Here is a 14,361-nt window from a genome sequence, read left to right on the forward strand (position 1 = left end):
AAGGGGTGACTTCTAGCGACTGAGGTTGCCCCCGACTGCGGCTCTGCGAATCTGCTCCTCGTGGACTTGACCGAGGGTGAGTTGCGTTTGCTTGGCAATTACTTTGAGGAGCAGATGATTCGACGTCCGCGGCAGGCGCAATGCATGGAGGCGCTCCCAGATTTCGATGCGCTCGCGCGGATCTTTTACAGGTGAGACCTGCGCTTCCAGCTCGCCTTCCCGCACGGCCGCACGTTCTTGCTCAGCTCTCTGCACTTGCAGACGAAAATCGGCCACGCTACCTGACACAGCAGAGCCAAGCTCAAACGCGTGGCGAGAAGTTACCATTGCAGACTCCCATTACCCATGGCGGCATTTTTTACTAGCACGACTCACAAACATTTCCTCCAGTGTGCGCGCTTCGCTCGCCATTAGATAGGCCCAGCGAGGCCGCGAGCAATAAATTCAAAAGGCCGCTCGCGATCCTGCGCTCACCTCAGGATGCTGCTATGCTGCCGCTCACGTTCCTCCATGACAGAAGAGTCCTTTGAACAAGACACCCAACTTCAAGCAGCAGAAGAAGCGTCGCGAAGATCAGCAAAAGAAACGAAACGAAGAAAAGCAACGGCAGCAGGCAGCGCGCAAGGCCATCGCGCCATCGCCGGAAAAATCCTGAAATAAAACGAACTGGCCGATAACCCGTCTCAACGTCTGCTACTTGGGTCGGTAGCTCTTGTTGCGTTCTTCGAAGGCCCGGATCTCCTTTTCAGCGTCCATTCGATTGATACCGTAGACATCTTGAATCGCGCTCGACAGTGCGGCTCGATTGCCCGCGATCGCGCGCAACTGTTCGTCATCGAGCTTCAGCCAGCGCGCTTTCACAGTGCCGCGAAACTGTGCCCAGTTGCTCTCAGCCAGGGTCCAATTCATGAGTCACATCGCAAGGTGCTTGAGGGGCCGCGCAGCCTACTCTTATTCGCACCCCATTGCTGAACAGCCGATAGGCTCGTTGTATTCGCTGAGGCTCCACCTGCAGCAACCCTGAATCCGGCTGCCGCCAGACGATTTTACTATCTATATGCCTCGACAAGGCGCACACTGCCCGCGCTCATCACTCGCGATCGAGCGATTCTGCTGCGTCATTCTGCCCGCATGACAACCGGCGGCGCACAGCCCCCTCCCACGACACATCGCAGCGGAGTCCCCATGTTGAACGGTCTATCTCGCCAACTCAGGCGCTTGTTGAAGGAAACCACGCGCCCGAACCTCAGACAGCGAAGTCGCTTGCTGATCAAGCTGGGCGCACAAATCCACGCAACGAGCGTCGACAGAAGCGACGGCTGCGCAATCGCCATACTCGATCACTGCGGTGTGGTCCGTGCCTGGCACGATTCGTTGCCCGGCGCCACGGCCTTTGATCTTAGAATCATCGGTGCTCATGTATTGCAGTTTTATCTACCTCATGACGTCGCGCTTCTTCGACCGGATCGCGACCTGCTCGCTGCACGCCTGCACGGTTCGACCACCCAGCACAGGTGGCATCGGCGGCCAAACGGATCGATCTTCTGGGCCGTCACTGTCATTGAACCGATATATCTTGAGAACGGAGAGTTGAACGGCTATTCCCATGTGACCCGCCTTGCGCACGACCCTCGCGGCCGCCCTCCCGCAGAGATCAGAGACGCGCCGAGACAGTTCTCATCATTCCAAGGCGCGATCGCAGCGGCGTGACAGTTCGATGTCGAACAGTGCGATCGTTGTACTCCGAAGAGCGCCCCTGCACGAGGTGCGCCGCTTTCTTTGCTCCGTCACCACGTGGGAATTCCTGAGCGATCTGGGCCAGACGTTCGGCTGGCATCCCAGAGGCTCGACGTATGTGACGACGGCGCGGCAAAGAACGCCGCCGTCGATCGCCATACGACACAATTATCAGCCTGGCGGCATGCAGGATGGCAAACAAATCGAAGCCGCCGATGCGACTGAGTGGGCACGCGCGCTTGGCATCGCCAGGCACTCTTCCTACTTTAGTGGAATGATCCGGGCACACGCGACACTGGTGCGCTCCGCCGAAGAGCCGCTGCGAGACATGGTGGACGAGTTCATCGATTTCGCGCGCGTCGGTGCGTTCGTGTTTTCCCTCTGTTCGGAACCAGACGGACTCGATGCCCGCGCCAACTAGCATGATCAAATTCGAAGCAGTCTCGGTCGAGCAGCCCTTCCGTATTGGTGAGCTGGCCGGCATGAGGACGTATTCATGCACGTCGAAGCCATGGTCGAGCGCTTGAATCAGAGACGCACGGGCAAGAGCTCCAAATGATTCGATTGGAATGAAGTAGTCGCGTCTGCCGCCGGTTGCGAAAGACACCGGCCGCGAAAGGCGTGCCGGTGCGCATTCGGTGTCAGCAGGTCGGCTTTCCGACTGCTACCGGGGTGATAGTGAACGTACCGGTCCAGCTCGGGCCGAATGTCAGTGCGACATTGATGGGGCTGCCATCCTGCAGCGTCCCGCTCAGCACGCCACCGCTGTACGTCAGGCCCGCGCCATAGACCTGCAAGTTGGTCTTGCCGTCGATGAGCACACCTGTGCCCGGCTCGTAATAACCAAACTGGCCGCCGCAGACCTTCAGCGTCGAGGGGCTGTTGTCTGAATACTGCTCGGTCAGCGCGAACAGCCAGTCACTCGCCGTGGTCTCGAATCGTCCGCCGCGAACGGTGAGATTCGAGCCGCCCGCCACGTAGTTGGTGATCGCCACGCCGCCATCGATGTAACCGCCACGTATGACACCATCGTAAGCGCCACTGGAACGAAGGCCCTGACGGATGTAGCCGCCGCTGATGTTGATCTCGACGTAACTCGGTGCGCCCCCCAGCGAGCCAGCGATCGTGCCGCCGCTCATGTTGACCATGTGATTGTCCAGCCCGCCGAGACTGACGGAGCCGCCCACGAAGCCACCGACCATGTCGAGGCGCAGATTGGCATTCATGGCGCCGCGAATGGTGCCGGAGACGACGGCCTGATCCTGTAGTCGAACGAAGCCGCCGAAGGTCACATCGCCGCTCACCACACCCGTTTCCTGCAAGTACAGGCGCTGCGTGGCGGTCGCCTCGTCAGTCCAGATCACTGCAAAATCAGCTTTGATGTTGCCGTGAACGGCGGCTCGCCCGCCAATGCGCACATCCGAGTGATCGGAAGTCGTCATTTCGATACCGCTCTGATTCAGGCCGGCGATGACGCGCGTATTGCCGGTCATCTCGAGCGTCCCTCTCTGCACCCGGACTGCCGCTTCCCGATAGACGGGGCTCAGTGTGTCGAGACCCTGCACCCGACCATTGGACTGCAACGTGACGATGGCCTGGGTGTGATTGATCAATACGTTGTCGTTCACCACCGAGGCGATGGCAAAGCTGCCGGGGGAGGTATAAGTGACCGTGGCGCTGGCGGGTATCGAAAGTACAGTGCAAGCCAATCCACACGCAGTAGCAATCGCTCTCTTGCCAAGAGTATCCATGACAACTCCTTATCGTGATTGCCTCCCGCTGCCTGCGATTAAAGCCGTCGCGCGAATGTTAACCAAGCGTACGCAAGTCATAGCGCCCGGGCTGGCGCACCCGCCCCGGCGCCCGTGGACTCGGTCAACAGTCGCACTCCGACGAAGCAGTTGCTGCTTCCATGATGCAGATTCCGAACAGGTCACACTCGTTATGGCAAGAACGGCTTAGTCTTGCGGCATGACCCAGGGGGTACCACTGAATCTCGACGCAGTTCCGGATTCGCCGTATGCGGCGGAGCTGCTGCGTGCTCAGCAGGACCTGCGCTTCAGTCCCGAAGTGGAGGCGGAGTACGTCCGCACCCATCTGCTCGACAGTCGTTTGCTCATTCGTGTGACGTGCACCCTCGGCGCCGTGCTGGCGGCGGCCCGGGGCGTCGAACAAACGGCGGCCGGCTTTCCGGTGGGCGGCCCTGCGATCGCGCTCGGCTTGGTTATCGTCGCGACTGTGGTACTGGCGTGCCTGGCATGGAGCTCGGCGTTGGAGCGCCGCTTTCTACCTTTCGCCCGGGTGATCGTTCCCATCAGGAATGTGGTGGTCGCCGGTTGCATCACCGCGGCCGCAGCGGACGGTCAGGGCGAAATGTTGATGATCTTGCCGGTGCTGTTGTTCGGCCCGTTTTTCTTTCTGGGACTGAGCTATCGAACGGCGCTATTCACGGGCGTACTGACTGCCGCTTCTTTTGTCGTTTATGCCGTGCTTACCGGGCTGGCGTTGCCCGTGGCGCTGCGCGCCGTTGCCTTCCTGCTCATTGCCCTGGCGGGATGCGCCATCGCCGCTCGACATCTCGAACGACTGTCACGCACCTCCTTTCTCGAAACCCGCCTCATCTCGCAGCTGGCTCAGCACGACACATTGACCGGCACCAAGAATCGCCGTGTCTTCGACGAGCACCTGGCGCGCCTTTGGCCGCAGGCGGTCGCAGAGAAACGCACGATCGCTCTCCTGTTGATCGATGTCGACCATTTCAAAGCCTACAACGATGCTTACGGCCACCAGGCCGGCGACGACAGCCTGCGTCGGATCGCCGACTGTTTGCAGTCGATCGTGCGCGGCCCGCTCGATGTGTTGTCCCGTTACGGCGGTGAAGAGTTCGTCGCCATGCTCTTCGACGTCGACATCGAACAGGCGATGACCCTCGCCGATCGCGTGCGCCGCTCCGTCCACGAATTAGGAATCGAACATCGCGGCTCCCGCACGGCCGCGACCGTCACCATCAGCATCGGCGTCGCGGTCATCCAACCCTCCCCCGCCCGCACCCCTCGCGGCGCCCTGCAACTGGCCGACCAAGCACTCTACGCCGCGAAGATCGGCGGCCGAAATCGCGTTCGCGTGATGAATGAAGCCGATTACGGAATGCTCGTGACCGGCGTGTTCAACCTTGAGCGGGGAACGGTAACGAGCGCTAGAAGCTGGCGCTGACGGTCACTCGAACGGTGCGCGGCTCGACCGGATGGAAGTGAATGTCTTCCACCGGCTCGCTCTCATTCGCCAGCTGCGACTCGTAGAAATAGGTGATGTCGCTGTCTTTGCTGTCGAACACGTTATAAACCGCCGCGCTGACCTTGTAGCGCTTGGCAAAGCGATAGCCCGCCTCGAGGTTCACGAGCGTGGTCGGCTCGGAGCGAACGCTGTTGTCCTCAATCAGCGGCGCCTTGCCGAAATGACGGAAACGCGCACCGCCGAACCAGCCGCTCGGATGATCGATCGCGACGCCGACTGACGCGACGTTCTCGACCGCCCCTGGAATGCGGTCACCGGCAGGATCGTCATCGCTGAAGCGCGCCTTCGACCAGGCGAGGTCGGCATCGACGATCAGCCATTGAATGGGATTCCAGATCGCCGCGATTTCCACGCCGCGCCGCTCGCTTTCGCGGCTGGCCTCGGTCGTGCCGGCGTCGCCGATGAACAGCAGCTCCGAATCCAGATCCAGGCTCCACAGCGAGACGCTGAATTGCGTATTCGGCACGATGGCAGTTCTCAGTCCCACATCCGTGCCCAACGCCTTGACGAGCGGATTCACACGCTCGGCCGGCGTGACGCCATCGGCGGGATCCACTCTGATGGTGGTACCGCGTGCGTCATTGCTATGAAAGCCGCGGCCAACGTCGAAGAAAAACTCCGTCTTGCTCCACGGCCCCAGCACAATGGCGAGCTTCGGACTGACCAGCGAATCGCTCGCACTTCCGGAATTCTCGGCGAGATTCGCATCGACATCGAAATCGAAGTGATCCGCGCGCAGCCCCACGGTGGTACGCAACTTGTCGGTCCAGCGTGTATCGAGACTCGAGAAGACGGCATAGCTCGTCTGCTTTACCGCGTCCTCACGGACCGTATCGAAGCGCTCGCGAGCGATCGTGCGATACAAGCCGACCTTGCCGATGTCGTCGTGCCGGACCTGCACACCGGTCGTGAGCTCCTGTTCGCGGCCCTGCCAGTCGAAGGGACGGTGCCAGGCCCACTCGCCACCATAGATGCGACGATCGTCGACCTGCTGGAACTGATCGCCGTTCTCGGCATCGGTGAAATAAGAGAAGTTGGAAATCAGATTGAGGTTGTAGTCGACGGCATAGAGCAAACCGGTCGTCGTGCCTTTGCCGAGCGACGCATTCCAATCCACCGAGAGACCGTATCGATGGGTTGAGCCACCGTCGGTGGGATCGATGAAGCCGAAGCGATCGATCTCGCCCGAGCGCACGGCGCGCAGCGGCACCTGGTCGGTCGATCGCCAGTCGCCCTCGTACGCTTGCGCGGTGATGCTGAACTGTCCGTCCTTGCCTGCACCATGGGTGTATCGAAGCAGGCCGTTGCGCTTATCGTAATTTTCTTCGAGCACCCACGGGCCGTCGATCTGCGCGTATTCCAAGCCGACCAACAGGGTTCCACCGCCAATCTCCGGCGATGCCGCCGCCATGCCGCGCTTGTAGTTGTCCTGGCCGCCCTCGACAACGAACATCGGGCTATCGACCTTGTGCCGGTACCGCATGTTCACCGCGCCCGCGGCAGAGAAGTTGCCGGTCTCGGCGTAGTACGTGCCCTTGCGATACTCGATCGCCTGCACCAGCTCCGGGATGACAAAGTTGATATCCGTGTAACCCTGCCCGTGACCGTGCGTCGGCATGTTGACCGGCACGCCGTCGACACTGGTCGCGAGATCCGTGCCGTGATCGAGATTGAATCCCCGCAAGAAGAACTGGTTGGCTTTGCCGTCGCCGCTGTGCTGAGTGACGATGAGGCCCGGCACGACTTCCATCAGCTCGCCGGTGCGCAGTACCGGGCGGAGATCCAACTGCTCATCCGTCACGACGCCCTGGCTGGCGGACACCGGGGTGCCCTGCAGCCGGTCCAACCGGCCGGTGACGATGACTTCGTCGATGACCGTCGTGGGCACACCGCCCGCGAAGCTCACCAAAGGCAGGGACAGGACCGTCAGTCCCACCAGGCTGTTACGCCGAACATTCGCCCGCACCATATGCGCACTCCAACCATCTCGAGTCGAGAAAGAAACACCACAGAGCCCCGCCGGCGGGCCTCGGCCGGTATGAAATTTCACAGATTCTTCATACCGTTAGAGCGTACGAGTCCGCCGCATGCCCCGCTATCGAAAAATTCAGCTGCTTGTTGAGATCGATCCGGAAGGTCCGGGTGCAAGCCGCCGACAGATCGTATCCGTTCGTTTTAGTCGCCTGGATGCACCGGTTCGAGCGAAAGCCTAGCCGCGCAGTATTACAGTTCGGCGAACATGCGCACTGTCACAGTCCGGCAACACTACTTTGGTTGGCTCGAATCGTCGGTGAGCGCACTGGATCCTGCCAACAAGGTTGTTTCGCTTTCTAGCAGCCGAACAGCGCCATCCTCATTCGCTTCTGCAGATCCCCTTCCAGCCTCGGCGCTCCGAAACACATCCAGCGCCGTACCGACCCTCGTGACACCCTGAGCCAGCTCAGTCACGACCAGTCCATCGCACGACTGCAACGCTGCGCGGTTCGCGCCGGGATATCTTCCAGAACTGATCTGCAAGCCACATCGTGGCGCCGATGGACTCTATATAGCCCTGGCGTAGCCGCCAGCGACCCGGATTGGCATCCGTATCGACGATCTGCATCGTCCGACCAGGACCTCGAGGTCCGCGTATTCGGGATGTGTCGGGCCCAGCAGATCCCATATCTCGAAAGCATAGGGGAAGCCGCCATAGAGCAATGTGACTTCGAGGCTGAGTTTCATTTCAGACGGGACGAGATGCAGCAGTCAGCAGGTTAAGAATGTACTTCTTCGCGCTGTCGAAATCCTCAAACGAAGACTCGAAGCCTTCCCAGCCAAAGGTCGCGGAGTCGATCCGCGACACGCCGAAGCCATTCTTGCTGGGAAGATACTCGAACGCATACCTGCCCCCTCCGATCGTGACGTCCAGAATGAATGCCCCCGATGGAAACGACGTGACCTTCGGATCGGTGCGCGCATCGATTTCCGCCAGCTGCCTGGCAAGGGCATTTGCATTCTCGATCATCTCGGCCATCACAATCCTCCGGCACGCTGGAACACGATCTGTAAGGTCGCGCGATCGATGATTGTAATACTGCCGTCCGGGCCGTACTCGACGATATTTCCTCGGGTCGTCGCCCTTATCGTTCCATCGGCGAGTCGCTTTATATTGTCCGCCTGCGGCACATACATTCGCCCGTCGGGCTTGAGACCCGGATTGGGATTCTTCGGTACTCCGCTGAATTGATCCTCGACTGCTTCCAGGGTCTTGTTGAGTTGAGCTTGCGCCTCCTCCGCCGTCGTGGCTCGCTGCGTTTCCAGTCTTCGGTAAACTTCCTGCAACCGCTCCTGCCGTGTCATCTGCTGATTACCAACAGTTCTCCGCAGCAGCTGCCCCGCGACGACCCTGCCCAAAGATGGCAGGACATAGGTCCCCACCACCGCGGAGCCAATCAGGACGCCATCTCTCGTCCCCTTGTTGATTGCGTCGGCGGTGGACTGACACAAGCCAGGAGTAAAGACGGGAATGATCACCCCATCTCCAATCACGGTCACCATCGCTCCTTCGCAAGCCGGAGTGGGCGTAACCTGAGTAGCGCCCTTCCCATCCCCTTTGCCGCCCGTGGGCGTGTCGGCTGCGGAATTCCCTACGCCTCCGAGCGATCCATCGGCGGGCGGTAAAGTCGGATCCGGCGCTGGCCGCACGCGCGGGGGCGGCGGAGCGGGACTCGGCGTCGTGCCCGGAGGATCGGGCCGGACGCGCGGCACTGGCGGTGGATTGGCTTCTGTCGAGCCGCCACGGTTGCAGTTGGAGGCACATCGCAGACCGCCGCTGCCTCCCTCCCGATAGAAGTCGCGAGCCCATTGAACCCAGCCGACGGCACTGCCGAGCCAATTGCCGAGGCTGCTGAAGACGCTGCCGATACCGTCGAACAGGTCATCGAAGAAATCGAACAGCCCGAACCCCGACGGATCGATGTAACGCAACGGATTGTTGAGTGCGTAGCTGTAACGATTCAGCCCCTGGCCCGCGAACGGGAACTGCACGAACGGATCCGCCGACATGAAGCGGCCGACCCTCGAGTCATAGACCCGGCCGTTCATGTGGATCAAGCCGTCGAGATTGTCGAGATGCTCATGATCGGTGAAGCCACGGTTGGAGGAATTGAACCAGGGGGCGTTGGCGTCCAGCGCTGGGCCATCCCAATCGATATCGCGCCGCTCGCCGAACACGGAGTTCGAATAGCGCGCGAACGGATTCTGGACCGGCGGAAAGCCGTCAACCTGCAGAAATTCAGAGTCGGCGGAGCCCAGATGATCGGGCGCGTAGTAAGCAGTCCAGTGGGACTGACTGACCTGCCCATCCTCGGCGGAAGTGATCCGGACTACGCTTGCGACACGCTCGCCGCCGGCGAAGATGTAGTGACGATACACTGTCTCGTAGTCGTTGGGGCCGCCATACGATTGCGTCACCTTCTCGAATAGGCCGCCTACATAGAGCGTCACGCGCGGCGACGCTTCGGCGGGCTCGTACTGATGGTGCTCTTGTTTGTATCGCTGGCGAGTCGGCCCATACCAGAAACGCGCATACTTGCCACCGGCACCGTTGATCTGCGCCGGGAGGTTGTAGCTGTACCAGTTCGCGGTCAGTCCATTGCGCGAGGTCACGTTGCCATTGGCATCGTAGGCGTAGGTGTTCGAGCCCGCCATCGTGACAGCGTGTTTCTTCGTGGCGTGGTAGGCGTACGAGCCGACGTCGCTCTTGAAAGTGATATTGCCGATGGCATCGTAGTCGACGTTGAGCGTTTGTACGCCGTTGCGCTGTACGGTGTCGAGCCGATCCAGCGCGTCGTAGGTGAAAGATTCGTTCAGCGTTCCCTGGTTCAGATCGGCGCGACTCATCAAGTTGCCGGTCGGGCTCCACGTGTATTGCAGTTGCTGCCGATCGTTGCTGCCGCTGAAGCCGCTATCGATCCGATCAATCAGGCCGGTGATGCGATCGAACGTGCGCAACACGCTCAGGCCGTTGCCGAGCTGATGATGAATGGGGCGGCTGTGCGCATCGACGGCCAGCGCTTCCCAGAACACAGTAGTCGGCGCGGCGAAGTCCTTCACCCGCGCCAGTTGACCGTAGTTGTAATCGTACTGAGCTTTGAAGGGTGTGCCGTAGCTTGCCGGATAAGTGAGCGAATCCAGTAGTCCGGTCAGCGCGCTGTAGCCATAGACGTAACTGTAGGTTGTGCCGTCGATGGTGGTGTTGTGATTCTGAATACGGCCGCGATTGTCGTAGCTGAACGTTTCCTGATAGCCGCCGGGGGCTACGATCGAGGCGGGTTGACCGATGCCGTTGGCTTGCGTGTCATAGGTAAAGGTCGTCGTTCCTTCCGGCTCCACGCGCGTCAACATGCGAGACAGCGCATCGTAGGTAAACGACGCGACCTGCCCCTTTGCATCCGTCTTACTACGCAGCTCGCCGAGCGGATAGTAGCTGTACGACCACAGGCCCATGTCCGGGTCGTTACTGGTCAGCTTGAAGCCGCGATTGCTGTAAGTCAGCACGGTTTCGTTGCCATAGAAATCGCGGGTCTTGAGCAGATTGCCGAAGCCGTCATACTCGTAGTTTGTATCGTTGCCGGCGGCATCGACGGTGCGTACCGGCGAGCCGAGCGCATTGACCCAGCGCGTTTGCGTGCGATTGAGCGGATCTGTGGCAACTATGCTCAGACCGTTATAAGCAAGCTGCGTGAGATACGTGCTCGGATTGCTCTCGCTCGTGGGGCGGCTCAGGGAAGTGGCCCGGCCCAGGAGGTCATAGCTCAGGGTCGCGTACCAGATGGGAGAGCCCTGGATGAAAGGCATGCTGATGGCTTGCAACAGACCGCGCGAGTTATAGATCGAGATCCGACTGGACATGCCACCTGTGAGCAGTTGCTCGTACGTGTATCTCTGGCGCCCGTAACCATCGAAGGACGCGACATCGGTCCGTATCGCCGCGTTATTCGTATCGCGCACGACGACCTCCAGATATGTCCGTACGTCGCTGCTGCCGCAGTAGGTCGTGATACCGCTGCAGGCGTACATGTGAAAGTCGGTCGCCGTGCCATCGGGTCGCTGCTCCCGTACGATGCGATTGAAATTGTCTGGCGTAAGCGAGGTGACACGGCCGTTCGGATCCGTGATGCTCGTGCGTATTCCGCGGACCAGGTCCCAGCCGAACGTCGTGACCTGTGACTTCGCATTGGTGATCGTGGTGGGGAACTGCCCGGTGGAACCATAGTTGACGCCGAACGTACGTGCCGCCTGCCCCTGCCCGGCCGCCGGTGTCACAGTCAGGGAATTCACATTGCCGACAGAGTCGTAGCCATAGACCCCGGTCACCTGCCACTGCGTGCTGCCGGGCTCCGTCACTTCCTGTTGCAAGCGGCAGTTGACCGTATCCCACGTGTAACCGGTGGTCTGCGTGATTGCGCCGCCGCCGGTCGAGCTGTGGCTGTTGATCTGTTGAACCTGATTGGGCCGGCTCAAACACCAGTTCGCAGTATCGTTGACCACCGATGGCGCATAAGTGCGCGAGGTGTGGACCACTCCGGTATTCAGTCCCGTGCCAATCTCCGTGGTGGTGACGACTCGATCGAGCAGACTGCCCCATGAATCGTAGGTGTTCGTCTCCAGCGTGTTGATGGTCTGCGCGCCGTTGTAGGCACCGCCCACCTCATAGGTGTTGGTCGAGGCTTGATACAGATAAACGAAGTAGCGTTGATTGAACGCCGTCGTCGCCAGGGGCGCGCTCTGCAGCGTGTTGACCGTCGACTCCGCGACGGTGGTGTTGTTCGGTTGCAGAAGCCGATCCGCCGATACCCTGCCGATATATGGAAAGTCCTGTCGATATTCCTCGTAGCGATACATTCCGGTGCGACTGTCGAGCGTGCGACGCGCTGCGAAGCCCTTGAAGCCGCGTCCCCGCACATGCTTGCGGGCAGACCAGTAGAAGAACTGGTTCGTGTACGTGCCGCCGGTGCCATCGGATGCGGAGAACTGATCCACGACGTAGAACGGATGCGTGTACTTCACATCCGGGAAGGCGATGGCGGGCGCATTGGGATAGATCGCGCCGTAGTTGCTCTGAGTGATGGTCTTGTAGGTCGGGCTGAAAGCCATGCCATAACCATCGACGATTGAGCTCACCAGGTCGGGCGGCGTACCGGCGCCATTGTGCAGACCGATGGTGACTGCACCGGCGCTGTTGATGGACATCAGGTCGTGCAGGCCATCGCCATCGTAGTCCAGTGCCGATATCGATGTGCCGTTGGGCAGGCCGCTGGGCAGCGGCGCAGAGAGCGATGTCCCTTGTGACAGGCGGACCGCGATGCTGCCATTGAATTCCGTCGAGACGATGTCGGTGCGATTGTCGCCGTCCCAATCCAGACCGGCCATGCCGCCTTGTGACAACACGATTTGCTGTGCGATCGCGCCGTTGCAGGCGGAGATACTGATCCAGCCATTGAGCTGCAGATCCGTGCAAGCGTCGTTGTTCCAGTTGAGCGCGTTGGCGGCTGAGAAGTGCCCGCTCAGATCGCTGCCCGTGGCGAATGTCGTGCCCTGTGAAATCAGCTCGCGGGAAGTAAATGTCACCAGCTGGCCGCCCGTGTTCGCCGAGATCATGATGACGTCGTCACGCTGGTCGCCGTTGAAGTCCAGGCGAGGCGCGACAAAGAACTTGTTGTTGCCGAGCAGGCCGGAAAAATACGTGGGCACCGGATAGGCGTTCGTCATGGTCGTGGAAAATGACGGAACACCGCCGGCACTGGTGTTCAGGCGCGTGTAGACCGAACGGACGTTGTTGTAAGTGGCTGCCCAGACCAGATCGGGCAGACCGTCGCCATCGACGTCTGCCGACGCGAAGTTGGGCGCATTGACTTCGCCGGGTGCGGTGCCGGTGACGCGATTGGGATCGACCTGCAGTTGCGCCGAGGTGGCGGAGAAGCTGCTGCCGTTCCATTGATACAAATACCAGTAGCCGCCACTCTGCGCGAGAAACTGCAGCGTGCCGTTGCCGAGAAAGTCATCCAGCAATGTAACTTCGCTCAAGGGCGCGGAGATGCCGGTGCTCACTGCCGCCAGATAGCCGCTGCTCGAGGCGAAACTGACCGAGTAAGTGCGCGTGCTGCCGGAAGTTATATCGTTGATGATGTCGCTGCGCCCGTCGCCATTCACATCGGCGACTTGACGGGCGACGCCTGCAGGAACCGAGCCGGCCGATATGCTCGGCGCGGCGATGCCGATCTGTCCGTTCTGATAGTTGATCGTCGTTGGCGAGAGGCAGTCGGTGCCGCCCGTGCCGGCGCACTCCTGCACGCTCGCGAGGCGGGATCGCTGCGTCGTCGGAGAGTCCGTGTATGAAAGACGATAGCGTCGTAACAGTGTACCGCCGACGCCGCCTGCCTTGACATCGATGCTGGTCAGCTGAGAGCCGACCAGATATTGACCGCCGGCAACATAGCCCACCATGACGTCGTTTGCGTCCCGCGTCTGATAGTTGAATTGCACCGCATACGGGTAGGTGGCGCCGATCGCCGGCGACTGCGTGTATTGAATCAGCGTGGGCCGCAGCGTGCCGGATTCCAGCTGATAGTCGATGACCAGGTTGTTGCCTTGACGATCTCGGATCTTCGATATGGCCCAGATGTAGGGAGTGGTACCCGAAGCAAGCACTGCGCGCGAATTGCTGGTGCCACCGTATTCGAGGATCAGCCCCTCTTTGGTCTTGACCTCGAACCATGCAGGCCCGTTGCCCGCCGTGTCACGCGCCGTGGTCAAAGAGAAATCGGCGATTTCTGTTTGATAAGTCGAACCGGCCGTGCCGTAAATTCCCGAAGTCAGCCGCAGACGCCGGCCGTCGATACAGAAAACATCGCTCGAGTCCAGAAACACGGCGCGTGCGAAGCCGTCTTGTTCGTGAGTTCGGGTACAACGAGTGATGTGCGACAGGCCGCTCAGCGACCAGCCCGGCCCAATCAAGCCGCCGCCCGCATGGCTGGAGTAATTCAGCGCCAGTCGAGGCTCGATCCCTCGGGTACCCGGCGGCGACCAGATCGGAATCGAGTAAGTGGCTTGTCCCGTTGCCGACACATCGAAGCTGCCGCCGGTCATGCCGGTGGATGTGACCGGCAATGTTTGTGCGAAGGCCGCCGACGCCAGGGAAAGAAACAGGATCAGGAGGACAAAGGGAGAGCGCGCACGAGAGCTGATCATTGCAACTCCTTCGCAGATTCATCCGTGAGCCGTCAGCGCGCAACAGGAGTGCAAGAGATCTCCTCGCCTTCCCTAGCGCAGAAATCGCAGTCCATCGTC

Annotated in this window: 10 protein-coding genes; 4 read left to right on the forward strand and 6 right to left on the reverse strand. The window is 60.5% G+C overall.

Annotated features, from left to right (window positions below):
* Positions 1–12: 12 nt before the first annotated feature.
* Positions 13–327, reverse strand: a complete 315-nt coding sequence (locus ACFPN2_RS25195; protein ID WP_380601760.1) for a hypothetical protein — start codon at positions 325–327, stop codon at positions 13–15.
* A gap of 199 nt (positions 328–526) precedes the next feature.
* Here ACFPN2_RS25195 and ACFPN2_RS25200 point away from each other — a divergent pair, with 199 nt between their 5' ends.
* The gene (locus ACFPN2_RS25200) at positions 527–655 is read left to right on the forward strand and encodes a hypothetical protein (RefSeq protein WP_380601761.1); all 129 of its coding nucleotides are present in this window, start codon (positions 527–529) and stop codon (positions 653–655) included.
* Positions 656–693: 38 nt separating this feature from the next.
* On the opposite strand, the gene ACFPN2_RS25205 is transcribed toward ACFPN2_RS25200, so the two are convergent.
* Entirely contained in the window at positions 694–909 is a 216-nt protein-coding gene (locus ACFPN2_RS25205; RefSeq protein ID WP_380601762.1) for a CsbD family protein, read from the reverse strand.
* Positions 910–1,185: 276 nt separating this feature from the next.
* Between ACFPN2_RS25205 and ACFPN2_RS25210 the strand changes: the two genes are divergently transcribed.
* Positions 1,186–1,710, forward strand: coding sequence for a hypothetical protein (locus ACFPN2_RS25210; protein ID WP_380601763.1), 525 nt, complete (start codon positions 1,186–1,188; stop codon positions 1,708–1,710).
* 7 nt (positions 1,711–1,717) lie between these two features.
* Positions 1,718–2,158 carry a hypothetical protein gene (locus ACFPN2_RS25215; protein ID WP_380601765.1) on the forward strand — a complete coding sequence of 147 codons (441 nt, stop codon included), beginning with the start codon at positions 1,718–1,720 and terminating at the stop codon, positions 2,156–2,158.
* A gap of 220 nt (positions 2,159–2,378) precedes the next feature.
* Here the strand turns inward: ACFPN2_RS25215 and ACFPN2_RS25220 are convergent, their stop codons facing one another.
* A complete protein-coding gene (locus tag ACFPN2_RS25220) occupies positions 2,379–3,488 on the reverse strand; it encodes a bactofilin family protein (RefSeq protein ID WP_380601767.1) in 1,110 nt (369 codons plus the stop codon).
* Between the two features lie 220 nt (positions 3,489–3,708).
* On the opposite strand from ACFPN2_RS25220, the gene ACFPN2_RS25225 reads away from it, so the two are divergent.
* Entirely contained in the window at positions 3,709–4,950 is a 1,242-nt protein-coding gene (locus tag ACFPN2_RS25225; protein WP_380601769.1) for a GGDEF domain-containing protein, read from the forward strand.
* Here ACFPN2_RS25225 and ACFPN2_RS25230 read toward each other — a convergent pair.
* From ACFPN2_RS25230 to ACFPN2_RS25240, 3 genes are all read right to left on the reverse strand, one after another.
* The gene (locus ACFPN2_RS25230) at positions 4,934–7,081 is read right to left on the reverse strand and encodes a TonB-dependent receptor (RefSeq protein ID WP_380601771.1); all 2,148 of its coding nucleotides are present in this window, start codon (positions 7,079–7,081) and stop codon (positions 4,934–4,936) included. The genes ACFPN2_RS25225 and ACFPN2_RS25230 overlap by 17 nt on opposite strands.
* 672 nt (positions 7,082–7,753) lie before the next feature.
* Positions 7,754–8,044 (reverse strand): hypothetical protein, encoded by a 291-nt coding sequence (locus tag ACFPN2_RS25235; RefSeq protein WP_380601773.1) that lies wholly within the window; start codon positions 8,042–8,044, stop codon positions 7,754–7,756.
* Positions 8,044–14,262, reverse strand: coding sequence for an FG-GAP-like repeat-containing protein (locus tag ACFPN2_RS25240; protein WP_380601775.1), 6,219 nt, complete (start codon positions 14,260–14,262; stop codon positions 8,044–8,046). The genes ACFPN2_RS25235 and ACFPN2_RS25240 overlap by 1 nt, the downstream gene beginning before the upstream one ends.
* Between the last annotated feature and the right edge of the window lie 99 nt (positions 14,263–14,361).

Origin of the sequence: Steroidobacter flavus (genome assembly GCF_042651805.1) — a bacterium.
GTDB lineage: Bacteria > Pseudomonadota > Gammaproteobacteria > Steroidobacterales > Steroidobacteraceae > Steroidobacter > Steroidobacter flavus.

Bases quoted from the DNA above. Each gene is read 5' to 3' on its own strand.
- ACFPN2_RS25210 (WP_380601763.1), top strand. From the start codon at position 1,186: ATGTTGAACGGTCTATCTCGCCAACTCAGGCGCTTGTTGAAGGAAACC.
- ACFPN2_RS25215 (WP_380601765.1), top strand. From the start codon at position 1,718: ATGTCGAACAGTGCGATCGTTGTACTCCGAAGAGCGCCCCTGCACGAG.
- ACFPN2_RS25225 (WP_380601769.1), top strand. From the start codon at position 3,709: ATGACCCAGGGGGTACCACTGAATCTCGACGCAGTTCCGGATTCGCCG.
- ACFPN2_RS25205 (WP_380601762.1), bottom strand. From the start codon at position 909: ATGAATTGGACCCTGGCTGAGAGCAACTGGGCACAGTTTCGCGGCACT.
- ACFPN2_RS25220 (WP_380601767.1), bottom strand. From the start codon at position 3,488: ATGGATACTCTTGGCAAGAGAGCGATTGCTACTGCGTGTGGATTGGCT.
- ACFPN2_RS25240 (WP_380601775.1), bottom strand. From the start codon at position 14,262: ATGATCAGCTCTCGTGCGCGCTCTCCCTTTGTCCTCCTGATCCTGTTT.
- ACFPN2_RS25235 (WP_380601773.1), bottom strand. From the start codon at position 8,044: ATGGCCGAGATGATCGAGAATGCAAATGCCCTTGCCAGGCAGCTGGCG.
- ACFPN2_RS25195 (WP_380601760.1), bottom strand. From the start codon at position 327: ATGGTAACTTCTCGCCACGCGTTTGAGCTTGGCTCTGCTGTGTCAGGT.